At 72.1% G+C, this 19,513-nt stretch carries 13 protein-coding genes; 10 read left to right on the top strand and 3 right to left on the bottom strand.

The window, feature by feature from the left end; all coding sequences use genetic code 11:
* The first annotated feature begins 396 nt into the window (after positions 1 to 396).
* From ACQ5SO_RS13960 to topA, 6 genes are all read left to right on the top strand, one after another.
* On the top strand, positions 397 to 1,344 hold the full coding sequence (locus tag ACQ5SO_RS13960) for an aspartate carbamoyltransferase catalytic subunit (RefSeq protein WP_430942224.1): 948 nt from the start codon (positions 397 to 399) through the stop codon (positions 1,342 to 1,344).
* Entirely contained in the window at positions 1,341 to 1,976 is a 636-nt protein-coding gene (locus ACQ5SO_RS13955; protein WP_430942223.1) for a hypothetical protein, read from the top strand. The genes ACQ5SO_RS13960 and ACQ5SO_RS13955 overlap by 4 nt, the downstream gene beginning before the upstream one ends.
* Positions 1,973 to 3,247, top strand: a complete 1,275-nt coding sequence (pyrC, locus tag ACQ5SO_RS13950; protein ID WP_430942222.1) for a dihydroorotase — start codon at positions 1,973 to 1,975, stop codon at positions 3,245 to 3,247. Before ACQ5SO_RS13955 ends, pyrC begins: the two co-directional genes overlap by 4 nt.
* Positions 3,247 to 3,894, top strand: coding sequence for a glycerol-3-phosphate 1-O-acyltransferase PlsY (gene plsY / locus ACQ5SO_RS13945; protein WP_430942221.1), 648 nt, complete (start codon positions 3,247 to 3,249; stop codon positions 3,892 to 3,894). The genes pyrC and plsY overlap by 1 nt, the downstream gene beginning before the upstream one ends.
* A gap of 102 nt (positions 3,895 to 3,996) precedes the next feature.
* A complete protein-coding gene (gene dprA, locus ACQ5SO_RS13940) occupies positions 3,997 to 5,163 on the top strand; it encodes a DNA-processing protein DprA (RefSeq protein WP_430942226.1) in 1,167 nt (388 codons plus the stop codon).
* A gap of 508 nt (positions 5,164 to 5,671) precedes the next feature.
* Positions 5,672 to 8,461: a type I DNA topoisomerase gene (gene topA, locus ACQ5SO_RS13935; RefSeq protein WP_430942220.1), complete on the top strand. Its 2,790-nt coding sequence runs from the start codon at positions 5,672 to 5,674 to the stop codon at positions 8,459 to 8,461.
* Between the two features lie 284 nt (positions 8,462 to 8,745).
* On the opposite strand, the gene ACQ5SO_RS13930 is transcribed toward topA, so the two are convergent.
* On the bottom strand, positions 8,746 to 9,396 hold the full coding sequence (locus tag ACQ5SO_RS13930) for a hypothetical protein (RefSeq protein WP_430942219.1): 651 nt from the start codon (positions 9,394 to 9,396) through the stop codon (positions 8,746 to 8,748).
* Positions 9,397 to 9,545: 149 nt separating this feature from the next.
* Here ACQ5SO_RS13930 and rnr point away from each other — a divergent pair, with 149 nt between their 5' ends.
* A complete protein-coding gene (gene rnr / locus ACQ5SO_RS13925; RefSeq protein WP_430942218.1) occupies positions 9,546 to 11,843 on the top strand; it encodes a ribonuclease R in 2,298 nt (765 codons plus the stop codon).
* Positions 11,844 to 12,016: 173 nt separating this feature from the next.
* Here the strand turns inward: rnr and ACQ5SO_RS13920 are convergent, their stop codons facing one another.
* Positions 12,017 to 13,087: a glycosyltransferase family 4 protein gene (locus ACQ5SO_RS13920; protein ID WP_430942217.1), complete on the bottom strand. Its 1,071-nt coding sequence runs from the start codon at positions 13,085 to 13,087 to the stop codon at positions 12,017 to 12,019.
* 313 nt (positions 13,088 to 13,400) lie between these two features.
* Between ACQ5SO_RS13920 and ACQ5SO_RS13915 the strand changes: the two genes are divergently transcribed.
* The 3 genes from ACQ5SO_RS13915 (at position 13,401) to ACQ5SO_RS13905 (ending at position 17,250) form a co-directional block, all read left to right on the top strand.
* Positions 13,401 to 14,780, top strand: a complete 1,380-nt coding sequence (locus tag ACQ5SO_RS13915; protein WP_430942216.1) for an O-antigen ligase family protein — start codon at positions 13,401 to 13,403, stop codon at positions 14,778 to 14,780.
* A gap of 156 nt (positions 14,781 to 14,936) precedes the next feature.
* Entirely contained in the window at positions 14,937 to 16,325 is a 1,389-nt protein-coding gene (locus ACQ5SO_RS13910) for a lipopolysaccharide biosynthesis protein (RefSeq protein ID WP_430942215.1), read from the top strand.
* Between the two features lie 25 nt (positions 16,326 to 16,350).
* Positions 16,351 to 17,250 (top strand): hypothetical protein, encoded by a 900-nt coding sequence (locus ACQ5SO_RS13905; protein ID WP_430942214.1) that lies wholly within the window; start codon positions 16,351 to 16,353, stop codon positions 17,248 to 17,250.
* A 37-nt stretch (positions 17,251 to 17,287) separates the two neighbouring features.
* Here ACQ5SO_RS13905 and ACQ5SO_RS13900 read toward each other — a convergent pair whose 3' ends face one another.
* Entirely contained in the window at positions 17,288 to 19,216 is a 1,929-nt protein-coding gene (locus tag ACQ5SO_RS13900; RefSeq protein WP_430942213.1) for a hypothetical protein, read from the bottom strand.
* Positions 19,217 to 19,513: the final 297 nt, after the last annotated feature.

Below are 19,513 nucleotides of genomic sequence, written 5' to 3'. Positions count from 1 at the left end.
CGCGGCAGCGCCCAATTCAGACGGGTGCGCGGCAGCGCCCAATTCAGACGGGTGCGCGGCAGCGCCCAATTCAGACGGGTGCGCGGCAGCGCCCAATTCAGACGGGTGCGCGGCAGCGCCCAATTCAGACGGGTGCGCGGCAGCGCCCAATTCAGACGCATGCGCGGCAGCGCCCAATTCGAACAAGTGCGCGGCAGCGCCCAATTCAGACGAGCGCGCGGCTGCGCTCGACGCCAGGCCTGCGTGTCCGTCCCCCCGCGATGCGCCCCGAGGCCCCGCGGGCGCCCCAGCGGCGCCGCGACGGGTTTCGGCCCGCCCCGCTTCGCGGTAAAGGGGGGCGATCACGACCCGGGCCGCCCCTCACCTCGCGCGGCCCTTGCCCCGGGGAAAGCGCCCATGACCCACCATTTCGCGCATCGCCACCTGCTCGGGATCGAGGGGCTGGGCCCGCTCGACGTCACCGCGGTGCTGGACCTCGCGGACGAGTACGTCCTGCAGAACCGCCGCCGGGACAAGAAATCCTCGGTGCTGCGGGGCCTCACCCAGATCAACCTGTTCTTCGAGAACTCGACCCGCACCCAGGCGTCGTTCGAACTGGCGGGCAAGCGGCTCGGCGCCGACGTGATGAACATGTCGGTCAAGACCAGCTCCATCGCCAAGGGCGAGACGCTGCTGGACACGGCCGCGACGCTCAACGCCATGCACCCGGACCTGATCGTGGTGCGCCACCAGCATTCGGGCGCGGTGAAGCTCTTGTCGGAAAAAGTCGACGCCTCGGTCATCAACGCCGGCGACGGGCGGCATGAGCACCCGACGCAGGCGCTCCTCGACGCGCTGACCATCCGCCGCGCCAAGGGGCGGCTGCACCGCCTCACCGTCGCCATCTGCGGCGACGTCGCCCACAGCCGCGTGGCGCGCTCCAACATGATCCTGCTGGGGTTGATGGAGGCGCGGGTGCGCGTCATCGCCCCGCCGACGCTCCTTCCCCCGGACATCGACAAATACGGCGTCGAGGTGTTCCACGACATGGAGGAGGGGCTGAAGGGCGCCGACGTGGTGATGATGCTGCGCCTTCAGCAGGAGCGGATGGACGGCGCGTTCCTTCCCTCCCGCCGCGAGTATTTCCACCGCTTCGGCCTCGACCACCAGAAGCTGGCCCATGCGAAGGACGACGCCATCGTCATGCACCCGGGCCCGATGAACCGGGGGGTGGAGATCGACAGCCTGGTCGCCGACGACCTCGCCCGCTCGGTGATCGCCGAGCAGGTGGAGATGGGCGTCGCCGCCCGCATGGCGGTGATGGACCTGCTGGCGCGCAACATCCCGGCGGAGGACGCGGGGTGAGCGGCGACGGGGTCCCCGCCGCGGCGCGGGAAGCGGGCGATCCCCCGCGCTCGGCCGCCGAGGCGGAGGATCTGCGCCTGTTCCGGGCCTGGACGGCGCCGGGCGAGACGATCCTGTGGACCGGCCGCGCCGCCGAGGGCGCGCCGCTCCGGTCGCCGGTGGTGCTCGGGGCCTGCGTCGCCGGCGGGGCGGTGTGCGCCTTCGGTCTCGCGTCCATGGCCGGGCTGGTCGGCGATGCGCCGGGCGTCGGCGCGCTCCTCGCGCTCGGCGGCGCGACGACCGCCTGGGCCGCCTGGACCGCGGGCCGCGCCGCGCTGGCCGCGGCCCGCTATGCGGTGACCGACCGGCAGGCGCTGGCCTGGAACGGGCGCGCGCTGCGCGGCTGGCCGCTGCGCCCGGGCCTTATCCGCCGCGTGCGGCCCGACGCGGTGGTCTTCGCGCCCCATCCCGACGCGGCGCGCTTCGAGGGGGGCGACCGGATCCTGGACCTGCACGCGCTTCCGGGCTTCGTCGGCCTCGCCGATCCCTCCGCCGTTCTCTCCATCCTGGCGCAGGCGGGCGTGCGGCCCCCCGGCCCGCCCGCCGCGCCCGCCGCCCCTGACCATGCCGAACTTGCCGGAGACCGGACATGAGCCTTCTGCTGAAAAACGCCCTGCTGGTCGACCCCGAGGCGGGGACCGAGACCCTCGGGGACCTGCGCGTCGAAAACGGCCTCATCGCCGACCCGGACGGCCCGGCGGCGCAGGTGATCGACTGCGGCGGCAAGGCGCTCGCCCCCGGCATCATCGACATGAACGTCTTCATCGGCGAGCCGGGCTTCCGCCACCGCGAAAGCTACCGCACCGGCGGGCTGGCCGCCGCGGCAGGCGGCGTCACCACGATCATCGCCCAGCCGATGACCGACCCGGTGATCGACGACCCGGCGGTGGTGGAATCCATCCGCCGCCGCGCGGATGAAATCTGCCCCGTCAATGTCCGCGTCATGGGCGCCCTCACCGGCGGCCTCGAAGGCAAGACCATGTCCGAGATGGGCTTCCTGCAGGACGCCGGCGCGGTCGCCTTCACCGACGGGCCGACCCCGGTCGCCAACCCCGTGGTGTTCCGCCGCTGCCTGTCCTACGCCGCCTCCATCGGCGCGCTGGTGGTGCATCACCCGCAGGAGCCGACCCTGTCGAAGGCCGGCTGCGCCACGGAAGGCTTCTTCGCCACCAAGCTCGGCCTGCCCGGCGTGCCCCCGGCGGCGGAGCGGATCATGCTGGAGCGCGACCTCGCCCTCGTGGAGATCACCGGCGCCCGCTACCATGCCGACCAGGTCTCCACCGCCGAAGGCGTCGAGCGCATCCGCGCCGCCAAGGCGCGCGGCCTGAAGGTCTCCGCCTCCGCCTCGATTCACCACCTGACGCTCAACGAATTCGACATCGGGGAGTGGCGGACCTTCTTCAAGTTCGACCCGCCGCTCCGCTCGGAAGACGACCGCATGGCGCTGGTCGAGGGCGTGGCCGAGGGGGTGATCGACGTGATCACCTCGGCCCACATGCCGCAGGACGAGGAAACCAAGCGCGTCCCGTTCGAGATCGCCGCCCGCGGCGCCATCGGGCTGGAGACGCTGCTCTCGGCCGCGATGCAGCTGCGCGCCGCGGGGGCGCTGGACCTCGCGGCGCTGTTCGCGCGCCTCTCGCTCGCGCCCGCGCGGCTGCTGGGGCTGCCCGGCGGGCGGCTGTCCGTCGGCGCCCCCGCGGACCTGGTGCTGTTCGACCCGAACGCGCCCTTCGTGATGGACCGGTTCGGGCTCGAATCCCGCTCCAAGAACACCCCCTATGACGGGCGGCGGATGGAGGGCCGGGTGCTGCGCACCTTCGTGGCGGGGCGCGAGGTCTACGCCCGCGAAGGGGCCCCGGCATGATGCCCGAATGGCTCCGCGCCCTGATGGGCGAGACCGCCGCGCCGGGGCTGGACGAGGCCGCGCCCTGGCTGATCGGCGCCTGCCTGCTGGGTTACCTCCTGGGCTCGATCCCCTTCGGCGTGCTGGTCACGCGGCTGGCGGGGCTGGGGGACCTGCGGTCCATCGGCTCGGGCAATATCGGCGCGACCAACGTGCTGCGGACGGGGTCCAAGAAGGCGGCGGCGGCGGTGTTGCTGCTCGACGGGCTGAAGGGCGTCGCGGCGGTGCTGATCGCGGGCGCGCTGGCGGGCCGCGACGCGGCGGCGCTGGCGGCGCTGTTCGCGGTGCTGGGGCATTGCTTCCCGGTCTGGCTGCGGTTCCGCGGCGGCAAGGGGGTCGCCACCGCGCTCGGCGTGCTGCTGGCGCTGGCGCCGCTGGCGGGGGTCGGCGCGTGCCTGCTGTGGCTCGCCATGGCCTTCGCCTTCCGCATCTCGTCGCTCTCGGCCCTCGTCGCCATCGCGCTGACCCCGGCGCTGGTCTACGCCGTCGGCCGCCCCGAGGCGGTCATTCCCATCGCCATCGCCGCCGCGGTGGTCTTCGCCCGCCACCATGCCAATATCGCGCGCCTGCTGGCGGGGACCGAGCCGAAGATCGGCAAGAAGGGCTGAGCGGCGCCCATGCAAGGGAATGGGGTCTCTTTAACCCCTGTTTAACCCCGCTGGGGGCAGATGGAGGTCGGTTAACCAATTCGGGGCCCGGCCGCCATGCAGATGACCCTCGACATTCACGCCCGATCCGTCGAACCCGCGCCCGTCACGGCGCTGGAGGCGCTCGACTATGTGCGCCTGGCGCGCAGCCGCAATGTCGGACCGGCGAGCTTCCGGCGCCTGCTGGCCCGGTTCGGCACGCCTGCCAAGGCGCTCGAGGCGCTGCCGCGCCTCGCCGCCGGGGGCGGGCTGAAGAATTACCGCCTGTGCTCGGAAGAAGACGCGGCGCTGGAGGTCGAGGCGGCGCTGAACGTGGGCGCGGCGATGCTGGCGCAGGGCAGGGCGGGCTACCCGGCCGCGCTCTCTCACATCCCCGACGCGCCGCCCTTCATCTGGGCCCGCGGGCGCACGGAGCTGGCGGCCAAGTCCGGCGTCGCGGTGATCGGCGGGCGCAACGCCTCGGCCCTCGGGCTGCGCATGGCGCGGGAAATGGCCCATGGCCTCGGCGACGCGGGCTGGGTCACGGTCTCGGGCCTTGCGCGCGGGGTGGACGCGGCGGCGCATGAAGGCGCGCTCGACGCCCAAGCGGGCACCATCGCCGTGGTGGCGGGCGGCGTCGACATCGCCTACCCGCCCGAGAACGCCGACCTGATGGCGCGCATCGGCGAGGAAGGCCTTATCCTCTCCGAGGCGCCGATGGGCCTGCACCCGCAGGGACGCCATTTCCCGCGGCGCAATCGAATCGTCTCCGGCCTCTCGCGCGCCGTGGTGGTGATCGAGGCGGCCGAGCGCTCCGGCTCCCTCATCACCGCCAGTTTCGCGCTCGAGCAGGGGCGCGAGGTGATGGCCGTGCCCGGCGCCCCGATGGACCCGCGCGCGGCGGGCGGCAACGCCCTGATCCGCGAGGGGGCGCCCCTGGTGCGCGGGCATGAGGACGTGATCGAGGCGCTGGAGCAGGGGCTGCGCCCGGCCCGCTCGGTCGGAACCGGGCGGCCCGACGGGATGGCCGAGGCGGCGGCGCTGTTCCGCCCCCGGGCGGGTGGCGCGGATGCGGCCCTGCGCCGCGACGTGGCCGAACTCCTGGGCCTCGCCCCGGTCGAGGAGGACGAGCTCGCGCGCCTCACCGGCGCCGATCTCGCGGCCCTCTCGGACGCGCTGCTGGAACTCGAACTCGCCGGGCGGCTCGACCGCCGCCCCGGGGGGATGCTGGCGCTGCGGCCCGGGGACTGAGGCGGCGGCGTGCCGTCCTCCTCCCATCCGGCCCCGCCGCCGCGCCGTCTGCAGGTTTCGGCGCGGCGGCGGGCTCCGGGCGGCCCGTGCCCTGCGCAAGGCCGGATCCGCGCGCCCGTCCCGCGCCCCCGGGCCGCCCTCCGACTTTCGTCCCACGGCGCGGGCGCGGGCGGCGGAGCGGGGGCCCCGCGCCCCCCGACGCCGCCCGCTCCTCCGGGGGCGCCGACCGGTCGCAACCCCGCCCCCCGCGCCGCCGCCCGAAGGCTCGGATGTCTGGCCCGAAACCGTCGCGGCCATGCGGTCCGCGCGTTGCGCCACGCGGTCCGATCCACCCCGCGCCCCTTGCCTTGTCCGCTCACGCCCTACAAAAGAGGGGACGGCGCAGCGGCCCGGCCGCCCCTCCGTCCCGGGGCCCGACCGCGCGCCCCGGTCCGATTGACAGGCCGCTTGCGCCCCGCGCATAAGCCCGGGCTGACAGGTCCAAGAACTCTCACGGAGGTCCGCGCACATGGCGGTCGTCGTCGTCGAATCCCCGGCCAAGGCCAAGACCATCAACGCCTACCTGGGGAAGGACTACACCGTTCTGGCCAGCTACGGGCATGTTCGGGACCTCAAGGGCAAGGACGGCTCGGTCGATCCCGACCATGACTGGGAAATGCAGTGGGAGGTCGACCCCAAGGCCTCCAAGCGCGTCTCGGACATCGCCAACGCCCTGCGCGCCGACGACGCGGACGAACTGATCCTCGCCACCGACCCGGACCGCGAGGGCGAGGCGATCTCCTGGCACCTGATGGAGGCGCTCAAGAAGCGCCGCGCCATCCGCAAGACCACCACCGTGCGCCGCGTCGCCTTCAACGCCATCACCAAGACCGCGGTCAAACAGGCCATCGCCAACCCGCGCGAGATCGACATGGAGCTGGTCGAGGCCTATCTCGCCCGCCGCGCGCTCGACTATCTCGTGGGCTTCCGCCTCTCTCCGGTCCTGTGGCGCAAGCTGCCCGGCGCCAAGTCGGCAGGCCGCGTGCAGTCCGTCTGCCTGCGCCTGATCGTCGAGCGGGAGATGGAGATCGAGGCCTTCCGCGCGACCGAGTACTGGTCCGTGCGCGCCATGCTCGCCAATGCCGCCGACGCCCGGTACGAGGCGCGTCTCACGCATCTGAAGGGTGAGAAGCTCGACCGCTACGACCTCGGGAACCATGATAAGGCTGCCGCCGCCGCCGCCGCCGTGGCCCGCTCGGACCTGCGGGTAACCTCGGTCGAAGCCCGGCCCGGCACGCGCAACCCCAGCCCGCCCTTCATGACCTCGACCCTCCAGCAGGAGGCGTCGCGCAAGTTCGGCATGGGCGCCAAGGCGGCCATGGCCGCGGCCCAACGCCTCTATGAAGCCGGGCACATCACCTATATGCGGACCGACGGCATCGACATGGCCCCCGAGGCCGTGGAGGCCGCCCGCGGCGCCATCAAGGACCGCTACGGCGACGCCTATGTCCCGGACAAGCCGCGGATCTACAAGAACAAGGCCAAGAACGCCCAGGAAGCGCATGAGTGCATCCGGCCCACCGACATGGCCCGCAGCGCCGATGATCTCGGGTCGCTGGAACCCGAGCAGCGCAAGCTCTACGACCTGATCTGGAAGCGCACCCTCGCCTCGCAGATGGAGGCCGCGCGGCTCGAACGCACCACGGTGATCATCGAGGATCGCGGCGGCGCCTGCACCCTGCGCGCCACCGGCCAGGTGGTGAAGTTCGACGGCTTCATGAAGGTCTATACCGAGGGGCGCGACGACGACGCCGCCGGGGGCGATGACGAGGACGGCGCCCGCCTTCCCGCGATCTCCGAGGGCGAGGCCCCGAAGCTCGTCTCGGGCGCCTACGCCGCCGAGGCGCAGCGCCTGCAGGCCGCCGCCGTGGAAGCCGACGCCAAGGCCGGCCCCGCCGCGGTGGCCGAGGGGCAGGGCGGCGTCCTCGCCCAGCAGCACCACACCCAGCCCCCGCCGCGCTACACCGAGGCGACGCTGGTGAAACGGATGGAGGAGCTCGGCATCGGGCGCCCCTCCACCTACGCCTCGATCGTCACCACGATCCAGGACCGCGGCTATGTCGTGAAGGACCGCAACCGCCTGGTCCCCGAGGACAAGGGGCGGCTGGTGACCATTTTCCTGTCCAACTACTTCTCGCGCTACGTCTCCTATGACTTCACCGCGAAGCTGGAGGAAGAGCTCGACGACGTCTCCGGCGGGCGGATCGACTGGAAGAAGGTGCTCGACCACTTCTGGCGCGACTTCAAGGCGGCGCTGGACGACACGGCCGAGCTGCGGATCTCCGACGTCATCGACAAGATCGACGAGGCGCTCGGGCCCCACCTGTTCCCCGATCCGGGCGACGGGACCGATCCGCGGGTCTGCCCGGTCTGCGGCCAGGGGCGGCTGGGGCTGAAGACGGCGCGCTCCGGCGGCGCCTTCATCGGCTGCAACCGCTACCCCGAGTGCCGCTACACCCGGCCGCTGAACGCGGATGAGCAGGACGCCGAGGCCGCGGCCCTCGACGGCAAGATCCTGGGGCGCAACGACGGGGGCGACCCGGTGATCCTGCGCATGGGCCGGTTCGGCCCCTACGTGCAGCTCGGCGAGGAAGACCCCGAGAGCAAGCAGAAGCCCAAGCGCTCGTCCCTGCCCAAGGGCGTCTCGGCCGAGGAGCTGACGCTGGAAAAGGCGCTCGAGCTGCTGAGCCTGCCGCGCGAGGTGGGCGAGCACCCGGATGGCGGGATGCTGTCCACCAATTTCGGCCGCTTCGGGCCTTACGTGATGTGGGCCAAGCCCAAGGGCCCCGAGGACAAGACCAAGCCCAAGCCGGTCTACGCCTCGATCCAGGCCGATGACGTGATGACGCTGGGCCTGAATCGCGCCGTGGACCTGATCGCGCAGAAGCTGGCGGGCCGCGGCGGGCGCGGGGCCGCGGCGGCGCCGATCGCCGAGCTTGGCGATCACCCCGAGGCCGGGGAGCCGGTGACGGTGCATTCGGGCCGCTACGGGCCGTATGTGAAATGCGGCAAGATCAACGCGACCCTGCCCAAGGGGACCGAGCCGGACCAGCTGACCATGGACGAGGCGGTCAAGCTGATCGCCGCGAAGATGGAGAAGGACGGCAAGACCATCTCGGGCAAGAAGGCCCCGGCGAAAAAGGCGGCGGCGAAGAAGAAGCCCGCCGCGAAGAAGCCCGCGGCGAAAAAGCCCGCCGCGAAGAAGGCCGCGGCCGGGGCCGCCGATGACGGCGACGCGGGCGACGTGCTCGACGACTGAGCCGGGCCGCCCGCCCTCGGGCCAGGACGATGAAGGCCGGGACCGCCGCGCGCGGGTCCCGGCCTTTTTCATCTGCGTCCACGGCCCGCGGCGCGCGGCGCGGGCGGGCGCGCGGGGGCTTCATGCCCCCCAAGCCCGCCCGCACCCGCCGGGCGCATCGCGCGGGGGGCCTTGCGTCCGCGCGGAGAGGGGCTGCGCCCCCCGCGCGCGCCCGCAGCCGCCGCTTGGCGGCGGCGCGCCCCGCCTCAAGCCCCGCTTCAAGCCCGGCCCGGACGCCCCAACCCTCAGGCCGAGGCGGCGCGGGCGTCCGCCACCTCGTCCTGCATCCGCGCGATCACCCGCGTGCGCTCATACTTCACGCCCTGCGCGTCGCCGCGCAGCAGCACGTGCCCCGCAACGATCGCCCATTGCAGGCCGAACACGGCCTCGAGCACCGGGTGGCTTTCATCCTGCAGCGTCTTGACCGACCGCGGCCCCCATTTCAGGCTCGACCCCTTCCAGCCGTATTTGACCGAGCCGTACTTGACCTTGTGGGACATCCCGTCGCCGACGACCTTGGTCATCGACAGGTCCTGGAACGTCGCCTTGCCGGCCCCGCCGCCGGTGCCATGCTTGCCCGCCGAAGCGCCGCCGCCGCCCCGCGCCCAGTCGGCCTGCAGCGCCTCGAGATCCTTCTCCAGCTGCTGCAGCGGCGCCGAGGAGGCCCGCGACCGCTCCACGAACTGCGCGAAACGCCGGTGCAGCCCGCCCGCATCCATCTTCCACGCCCCGCGGACCTCGGCGGACTGGAGCGGCGCCTGCGCCAGCACCTGCTGCGCCCGGCGCAGCGCCATCTCCGCGCCCTTGCCTCCGCCCTCGCCTGCGCCGCCGCGCATCACCATCGACAGGACCGTCGCCACCTGGTCGGCGGCCGCCCTGAGCTGCTTGTTGGCCATATCGGCCTCCCGTCTCTCGAATTGATCTGTTCAATCACTGTGCATCGGGGCCGCAAAACGCCGTCCCCGCTCGACGCTGGCACGAAACCGCCCCCGCGTCACCCATGCGGCGTCTCGCCAGACCGCGCGGCCCGTGCTAGGGGGCGGAGATGAGCAGGAAACCCGCCCCCTTCCCGACGCGCGACGAAATCCTCGACTGGGTCCGCCGCAATCCGCAGAGCGCCACCAAGCGCGACATCGCCAAGGCGTTCGGCATCAAGGGCGCGGAGCGGGTCGAGCTCAAGCGCGTGCTGCGCGAGATGGCCGAGGACGGGCTGATCGACACCCGCCGCCGCCGCGCGTCGATCAAGGGCGCGCTGCCGCCCGTCGCGGTGCTGATCGCCGGCGCCCCCGACGCCGATGGCGACGTCTTCGCGACCCCCGAGCACTGGGAGGGCGAGGACGCCGCGCCGCGCATCATCATCCGCTCGGCCCGCCAGGGGGAGAGCTTCGGCGAGGGCGACCGGATCCTCTGCAAGCTCGAGGAAACGCCCGAGGCCGAGGACCATGCCTTCGCGGCCAAGGTCATCAAGAAGATCGGCTCGGGCCCCAAGCGCATCATGGGCGTCTACCGCGCCGACCAGCGCGGCGGGCGGGTGGTCCCCGTCTCGAAGGGCGAGGCCAAGGACTGGCTGGTCCCCGAGGGCAAGCAGGGGGACGCGCAGGACGGCGAGCTGGTCGAGGCCGAGCTGCTGCCGAAATCGCGCCATTCCTACGGGCCTCCGCGGGTGCAGGTGGTCAAGGTGCTGGGCGACCCGATGGCCCCGCGCGCCGTCTCGCTGATCGCCATTGAAGAACACGGCATCCCGACCGACTGGCCGCAGGACGCGCTGGACGAGGCCGAGGCCGCCGCCCCGGTGGAGCTGGGCGAGCGCGAGGACCTGCGCGGCATCCCCCTTCTGACCATCGACCCGGCGGATGCGCGCGACCATGACGACGCGGTCTGCGCGCTGCCGGATGAGGACCCCGAGAACGAGGGCGGCTGGATCGTCTGGGTCGCCATCGCCGATGTCGCCCATTACGTGCGTCCCGGCTCTTCCATCGACAAGGAGGCGCGGCGGCGCGGGAATTCGACCTATTTCCCCGACCGCGTGGTGCCGATGCTGCCGGAGGCGCTGTCGGCGGATCTCTGTTCCTTGCATGAAGGCGTCGACCGGGCCTGCATCGCCGTGCGCATGGTGCTGGACGCGGACGGCAAGAAGATCGCCCACCGCTTCACCCGCGGGCTGATGCGCTCGGCCGCCTCGCTGACCTATCAGCAGGCGCAGGCCGCCGATGACGGCAAGCTCGACGCGGATACCGAGGCGCTGGCCGGGCCGCTCGCGGACCTTTATGCCGCCTGGCGCGCCGCGACGGCGCAGAAGGGCCGGCGCCAGCCGCTCGACCTCGACCTGCCGGAGCGCAAGATCGAGCTGTCGGAGGAGGGCGAGGTGCTGAACGTCTCGTTCCGCGACCGGCTCGACGCGCATCGGCTGATCGAGGAGTTCATGATCCTCGCCAATGTCTGCGCGGCCGAGACGCTGAACGGCGCCCGCCGCGCCGCCGTCTACCGCGTGCACGAGGAACCGGGCCCCGAGAAGGTCGACGCGCTGCGCGAGCAGGCCGAGAGCGTCGGGCTGGCGCTGGCGCGCGGGCAGGTGACGACCACGGCGCAGTTCAACCGGCTGCTGGACCAGGCCGCGGGCACCGATTTCGCCGAGTTCATCAATATCAGCGTGCTGCGCGCCCAGACCCAGGCCTATTACGGGACCGAGGCGCTGGGGCATTTCGGCCTGAACCTGCGCCTCTACGCCCATTTCACCTCGCCCATCCGGCGCTATGCCGACCTGATCGTGCACCGCGCGCTGATCGCGGTGCATGAAGGGGACGGCGCCCCCGACGGCCCGCGCCCCGAGGACGAGCAGGAGCTGCGCGAGACCGCGCAGCACATCTCCTTCACCGAGCGGCGCTCGATGAACGCCGAGCGGGACACGAACGACCGTTACCTCTCGGCCTTCCTGCGCGACCGGGTGGGGGCGGAGTTCGAGGGCAAGGTGGCCGGGATCGCCCGGTTCGGGATCTTCGTGAAGCTCGACGAGACGGGCGCGGACGGGCTGGTGCCGATCGGGTCCATCGGCGGCGAGTACTGGCATCACGATGCGGACAGCCAGGTGCTGATCGGCGACCGTTCGGGGACGGTGATCAGCCTTGGCCAGCGCGCGCGGGTGAAGCTGCTGGAGGCGATCCCGGTGACGGGGGGGCTGCTGTTCGAGCTTCTGTCGCTGGAGGGCGGGCCGTCGCCCGCGGGCGGCGGCGGGCGCGGCCCGGATGCGGGGCGCCGCACGCGCCGCGGGCCGGGCAATGCGCCGCGCAAGAAGCTCTCCAAGGGCCGGATCGCCAAGGCCAAGGCCGGCCGCAAGCGCCGCTGAGCGGAGCCGCGCGCCGGGCCTTGCGCACGCGGCCGCCCGGGCGCCCGCGCGGCGATGCCAGCGTTTCGCCCGCGGCAGGCGCGCCCCAGTTCATCGGGGGTTCCCAAGGGGGCGCCGCCCCCTTGGTTGGGGGGACCGGGGGCGGAAGCCCCCGCCTCCTTTGATGACAGCTGTCAACTCAGCGGATCATAGACCTCGGCGACATACCGCTCGGCCATGGCGCGCGGCGAGAACCGCTCCCGCACCCGGTCATGGAGCTTGTCCGCCAGCGCCCGCCGCTCGCCTTCATCATCCAGCAGCGCGGTGATCTTCGCCGCCAGCGCGGCGGGGTCGGACGGGGTCAGGGTCTCGGCCCCCACCTCCTCCAGCACCTCGGCCAGCGGCGGGATGTCATAGCCGCAGACGAGGGCCCGCGACTGCGCCGCCTCGATGGCCACGGTGGGCAGCCCTTCCCAGCGCGAGGTCATCACCAGCAGCCGCGCCCGGCCCATATGCGCCAGCGTCTGCGCGAACGGCAGGCCGTCATGGCGCAGCACGTTGGCGAGGCCCTTTTCGGCGATCAGCCCGTCCACCTCCTCGGCCATTTCCCCGGCGCCGATGATGACCGCGCGGGGGGCGCCTTCGACCTTCGCCAGCGTCTCGATGAAGGCCTGGGGGTGCTTCTGGTAGACCATGCGGCCGACGAAGAGGATGTCGATGTCCTGCGGCGCGTCGGGGGCGACCTCGGGCGCGGCGATGCCGTTCTCGATCACCACCGCGGGGCCGCGATGGCGCAGACCGGCCTCGCGCGCCAGCGCCGCATCGGCGTGGGAGACGAAGACGGTGGCGTCCATGCGCCGGGCCAGCAGGCGTTCGAGCCGCACGCGGGCCTGGAAGGGCCCCGGCTGTGCCAGCCCGTGGAAGCCGTGCACGGTGTAGGCGGTGCGGAACCCGCCGCCGAGGGGCCGCGCGATCATCGCCGCCAGCGCCGCGCGGGTGCCTTGCCCGTGGACCACGTCGCCCTTGCCGGCGCCGAGCCCGAGGATCGCCTTCGCGATCTTCCAGGGCGCGCCGCGGCCGGGATAGGGGGCGATGCGGTGGGGCAGGTCCTCGAACACCGCGCGCATCGGGGGGGTCGCGTTCTCGGGCAGGACGGCCACGTGGTCGTCGCCGCGCCCGAGCGCGAGGATCGAGCGGATCAGCGCCGCGGTGACGGTGACGCCGCCGCCGAGGTCATGATCGGGAAGGATGTGGTAGACGGTCATGGGGCGGGGTCGGCTCGTTCTGAAATGCGTGCGGCGCGCGAGGGGCGCGCCCTGGAAGAATGGCGAGGGCCAGCAGACAGGCCGCGCCGGGCGAAGTCCATGGGGCGGAGCGGCGCCGCGACACCATGCGCCCCGCCCGCGCCCGTGCTAGAACCCCTTGGCGTGCAGGGCCCCGGCCCGTGCGGCGGCGTTCGAATCGCGAAGGATCGGGGCGCCGGGGCGGCATTCAGGCCGCCTGCCGCGCACGCCTATTTCAGCGGGCGACCGGGCGCCGCCGGGGCCCGAGCGGGACATTGATCGGCGAAGGGGCCGCATGACCACCACCGACGCAAACATCGCCGCCGCGCCGCGCAGGGCGCGCAGCGACAGCAGGACGGGGCCGAATTTCCTCGTCTTCTTCATGTTCTTCACCCTGTGCCTGCCGTCCTTCATGATCTCGATCCCCGGGATGCCGGACGTGGCGCGCACCACCGATTTCGTCGGGCTGATGGCGCTGCTCTGCTATGCGTGGCTCGGCGGCAAGGCGGGCAAGGGCGAGCGGTACCTGCTGCTGTTCCTCGGGGGGATGTTCGCGGTCTCGGTCGTCGCGCTGCTGGTGCTGCTGGCGCTGCCGCAATGGGCCCCGAGCCTTCAGACCCGCAACATGCTCTATGCCGTGCGCACGGTGTTCCTGTTCGCGCCCGCGCTGCTGGCCTTCAGGATGAGCGCGTCGCCCTACGTGATGTCGAAATGGGGCCTGCGCTTCGCCCTGGCGGGGGCGGCGTTCACGATCTTCATGTGCCTCGCCTATGCCGCAGGGTCGACGGCGTTCAACGCGCACCAGACGCTGGCCACGGCGTCGGACAAGGGCGAGTTCGAGCTGCTGGTCAACCGCCTCGGCGGCATCGTGGGCGAGACGGGGGCCTTCGGCTTCCACGCCAACCTGGTGTTCCAGATGGCGATCCTGTTCGCCTTCCTCGGGGGGCGGCGGCGGCTTGCTTACGTGCTGCTGGCGCTGTTCGTGCCTTACATGCTGTTCGCCTTCAACTACTCGCAGACCCGGATCTCCATCGCCAATGGCGGCATCTTCATGATCGTCGCGCTGCTGTCGCGGGACCTGATGCGGCGGATCCCGGCGGTGGTGCTGATCCTGGCCGGGCTCGCGCTCGGCATCGTCGCGATCTGGGAGCTGGTGTTCTCCGGCCTCAGGATCGCCAGCCTCGGGCAGCTCGACAGCAACCTGCTGCTGCGCTTCCAGGGGGTGCTGTCGGGCGACGCCGGCTCGGCCGTCAACACCTCGGGGCGGTTCGAGCACTGGAGCAACGTGGTCGGCATGATCGCGGTGAATCCGATCTTCGGCTACGGGGTGCGCACCACCTCGACCATGCTCGACCACGCGATCGAGAATTTCTTCCTGCAGGGGCTGGCCGATTACGGGATCGTGGTCTTCGCCATGTTCATCGCCTTCGCGCGCTGGGTCTGGCTGCAGCTGCGCGCCGAGGGGGTGCTGCGCGAGCCGCGCTACCTGCCGGAACGCCAGGCCGCGGCGATCCTGCGCGCGATCCTGGTGGCGAGCTTCATCCAGTGGCAGTTCAACGACATCAACACCTATTTCCAGGCCTTCCCGATGCTCTGCCTCGTGACCCTGCTGGTGATCCGGCGGCTCGAGGACGTGCGCGCGGCGCATGGGGCGCAGCGGCCCATCGACTGGTGAGCGGGGGCGGCGCGGGGGCGACGGTCCTTTCGCCGCATCGGAGAACGGGCGCGATGCGGCTAGCCCGGAGAGGTGGTCGCCGCAGTGCGGCATGATCCGGGGCCGCGCCGCCGCGCGCGGCGGCCGGATGAGGGGCTGAGCGGGGGCCTGGGTTTGGTGAAACGCATATTCGACAGGATCGCGTCGGACGCGCTGCTCTCGCGGCTTGCGCGCGGGGGGCTGTGGTCGATGGCGATCAAGGTGGGGGGCGCGGGCCTCTCCATCGCCATGACCGCGGCGCTGGCGCAGGCGATGGATGCGGACGCGTTCGGGCGGTTCTCCTTCGCCTTCGCGCTGGCGATGACGGCGTCCATCGTGGCGGGGCTGGGGCTTCAGACCGGGATCCTGCGCTGGCGCCCCGAGCACGAGGTGGACGGGGAGCCGCATCTCGCCGCCGCCGCCGAGCGCTGGGGGATGACGCTGACGCTGATGGCCGGGGCCGCGGTTCTGCTGGCGGGCGCAGGGTTCTGGATCCCGCGGGCGCTGGGGCTGGAGGCGTTCGGCCCCGGCGCGCGTTTCGATGCGGCGGCGATGACCGGCGCGGGGGCGCTGGCGATGGCGCTGGCGGTGTCGGAGTATATCGCGAGCGCGCTGCGCGCCCGCGGCTCGACCGTGCTGGCGCTGGCGCCGCGGGACGTGGCCTGGCGCGCGGCGCTGTCCGGCGCCACGGTGGCCATCGGCGCGGCGGGCCTGTCGCTGAGCGCGGCCGAGGCGCTGTGGCTGGCGGCGGGGCTGCTGGCGGGTTTCGCGCTGGCGCAGGCGCTCTGGGCCGGGTTCCACCGGATGCACCTTGAATTCGACTTCGGCGGCGACCCGATGGCGGCCGAGCGCGCGCGGGCGCGGCTGCGCCAGGCGCGCCCGATGTGGGGCGCGACGGTGCTGGGCGCGGTGTCGCGATACCTCGACGTGCTGGTGCTGGGCCTGTTCGTGGCGCCGGCGCTCACCGGGGCGTATTTCGCGGCGGCGAGCATCGCGCAGGCGCTGATGCTGCTGCTGGTCTCGGCCAACATGGTCGCGGCGCCGCTGATCGCGCGGATGCACCGGGCGGGGGACGCGGCGGGGATGCAGCGTATGATGAAGCTGATCATGGCGGGCATGGCCCCGGCGATCCTGGTCGGCTACGGGCTGATGGCGCTGCTGGGCCCGCAGCTTCTGGCGATCTTCGATCCGTCCTATGCCGCCTATTCCGACGTGCTGCTGATCGTGGCGGCGGGGGCGGCGTTCAACGCGCTCGGCGGGCCGACGGGCTACACGATGCAGCTCGCGGGGCAGGAGCACGCGTTCCTGAAGGTGATGCTGCGGGTCTATGTCGTGGTGGCGGCAGCGCAATTCGCGCTGGTGCCGGTGCTGGGGATCTACGGCGCGGCGGTGATCGGGGCGGCGGGGCACCTTGGCTGGAACCTCTGGGCAAGGGCGATCTGCCGGGCCCGCATCGGCGTCGACCCGACGGTGCTGATGTTCTTCACCCCCGCCGCGCGCGCCCCCCGGGGCGCCCCGGCGGAATGATTTCGATGCAAGGCGGAGAGCGGATTTGAAACCCTCCTATTTCATTCTCGGCGCGCCGAAATGCGGCACCTCGGCCATCGCGCAATGGCTGGGCGAGCACCCGCAGGGCTTCTTCTGCGACCCGAAGGAGCCGCAGTTCTGGTGCACGGATTTCCCGGCGCTGAAGGAAGAATTCGGCCTGACGGACGCGGCGTCGTATCTCGCGCTGTTCGAGGGCGCCGAGGGGCGCGTGGCGGGCGAGGGCTCGACCATCTACCTGCGCAGCCACGCGGCGGCGGCCGAGATCCTGGCCTTCCAGCCGGACGCCCGCTTCATCGTCATGCTGCGCGACCCGGTCGAGGTGGCGCACGCGCTGCACATGGAGCGCCTCTATGGCGCGCGCGAGGACATCGAGGATTTCGAGGAGGCCTGGGCGGCGCAGGAGGACCGCGCCGCGGGCCGCCGCATCCCGCGCGGCTGCCCGGACCCGGTGCTGCTGGACTATCGCGGCACGGCGATGTTCGGCGAGCAGCTGAGCCGCCTTTTCGACGTGGTCCCGCGCGAGCGGGTGCTGGTGCTGTTCCAGTCCGAGCTGAAGGAGGACGCCGCCGCCGTCTATGCCCGCGCCCGCGAACATGTCGGGCTGCCGGATGACGGGCGCACCGCGTTCGGGCGGGTGAACGCGGCCCATGGGCGGCGCTTCAAGGCGCTGTCGAACTTCATCCTCTCGCCGCCGCCGCCGCTGGACAAGCCGATCATGGCGCTGCGGCAGTTCCTGATCCGGCATCGGTTCGGGCCGGTGGAATGGCTCAAGTCCAAGTTCAACAAACCCCAGGAGCGCGAGGAAATGTCAGAGGAATTCCGCGTCAGGCTGCGCGCGGAATTCGCCGATGACACCGAGCGCCTCGCCGCCCTGCTGGGCCGCCGCCCGCCCTGGGCGGACTAGGGACCGGGCCGCCCCCGGAAGGGGCGGCCCGCCGCGGTCAGCTCGCGATGTCGATCGGGTAATTGACCGAGAAGTGGATCTGCCCGCCCGCCGGAAGGTCGTTCAGCGTCAGCCGCTGGCCGGTCACGTCCGTCAGCACGATGTAATCCGTGCCCGGCGCGATATAGCCCTGGACCACGCCGCTCCAGCCCACGGTGGAGATGGCCGCCGCGTGGCGGATGTTCTCGGCCGGGGGGAAGCCGTCGGGCAGGGCGATCCGCAGCTCCTGCGGCCCGCCGGTGGTGGCGCTCCACTGGAACCAGCCGGTGAAATGCGCCTCGCCGTCCGAAAGCGAGACCGAGGCCTGGCGCACGTCGAGGGTCAGGACCGCGGTGGTGCTCACCCCGCTGAGCTCGGGCTGGAAGGGCAGCTTGGAGCGCGAGAACAGGATCCGGTTCGGCGCGGTGGAGATCACCGGCGGCACCGTCAGCCCGTCCGACTGCCGCCGGCAGGAGCGCAGCCGCGTCTCCTGGCACTCGCCCGAGAAGCGCGCGAAGACCTGTTGCCCGGCCGAGTCGCCCCAGGTGATCCGCTCGATGTTCACGCCGTAGAGGGCGTTGATGTCGAAGCAGGTGTCGACATGGTCCGACGGCATGTACATGTCGTGGATGTTGATCATCTTGGCGGTGTTGGGGGTCGAGGTGATGTTGGCCCCGGTGCCGTCCCAGTTGAAGGTGTTGGGCAGGTCCTTGCCGATCAGCACCACGGTGTCGGCATTGCCGCCCGAGCTGGCCGAGTTGTTGTAGGAATAGCCCGTCGAGATGTCGATCGCCTCGGCCGTGTCCGGGGACCCGTTGGTCCCCGAGGTGATGGCGAGCGAGATGGCGCCGTCCACGTGCTCGAAATCGCCCTTGATGCGCGCGCCCTTCGGGTTGCAGATGATGGCGTTGTAGAAGCGGCCGTGGTCGCAGATCTGCGGCTCGAACACGAGGCTCGTCTGGTCCTCGGCCCGGCCGATGCGGATGGCGCAGTCGCCGCCGCGGAAGCCCCCGGTGACCGACAGCCCGAACCCGTATTCACGCCCGAGATAGACCGCGTAACGCGCCCGGGCCGCGCCGCGGCCGCCGTCGAAATTGCAGGTCTCGTCGATCACCGAGAAGGCGGAGTTCGGGATCTCCAGCATCGCGCCGGAATAGTCGGAGGTCCCGATGAACACCATCTCCACCGCCGTCAGGTGGAAGCGGTTGCGCGGCAGGGTGCCGGTGGTCCCGAGCTGCAGCGTGCAGCGGTCCGAGAGGATCTTCATGTTGTGCAGGTGCACGCCCTCGGGGATCGTGACGTTGCCCGAGAGGGTGAACACCGCGCCGCGCCCGTCGACGATGTCGGGCGAGACGGCGAAGCCCGAGCGCCAGCCGCCCTCGATGATTTCGCCCGTCGCCTCGGCCGCCTTGCTGCGGGCATGTTCCGAGGAGATGTACTGCGCCATCAGCGCCCAGGACACCTGGTCGAAGCCCGAGGCGAACATCTGCGGCGCGATCGGCCGGGTGGTCAGCCGCCAGAACGCGCCGTCCTGGGTCTTGAAATAGCCCGGCGCCTCCACCCCGTCCGGGTCGCGCACCCAGTCGGCGCCGCCGCCGTCGCCCGGCGTCTCGTTGCCATGGGTGCGGATCGCGTTGACCGAGGCGGGGATATGCGCGTTCGCCGCCGAGACGCGGGTGTTGAAGGTCAGCGCGTCGCGCACGCCGTCGACCATGTCGCGCACCTGCGCCGCCGAGAGCGCCGAGGGCGCGCCGGTCCCCGCGCCCGCCGCGCGGCCGATCAGGGTGGATTCCGCCTGGGTTTCCAGCCGGTCGGGCGTGATCGCCCCCGGCTCGATTTCATGCGCCGTCACGGCGGATTTGCCGAGCGTGCCGTAGGTGCCGTCCGCGGGCGCGCGGACGGGGGCGAAGACGGCGAGGGCGGGCAGGGCGGCGATGCGATGGAGCATGTCGGACCTCGAAATGCGCGGCCCGTCCTGTCCCGAGCCGGACGCGCCGCGGGGCGCGTTCCGCGGATCCGGGTCCGCAGAAGACTCAGGGGTCGCGTCCGGGCGCGGCGATTCCGCCCCCCGACCGATCCAAGGGATAATTCGAAAGATTGGTTTAAATACCGTGAAGAAGCGGGAAAGAAGCGGCGGCATCGGGCGGTTTCGTCCTTCGCGTGGGGACGCGCGCGGCGCCTCGGCGCTTCTTCACATGGGGCGCGGCGGGGGCGGCGTCATCCCGGCCCCGCCGCGCGCGCTGTC

The sequence above is a fragment of the Rhodovulum sp. DZ06 genome, from assembly GCF_050586345.1.
Taxonomy (GTDB): Bacteria; Pseudomonadota; Alphaproteobacteria; order Rhodobacterales; family Rhodobacteraceae; genus JBOCEF01.
Note: the sequence above shows the minus strand (reverse complement) of the source record. Positions and strands in the feature narration are given on the sequence as shown.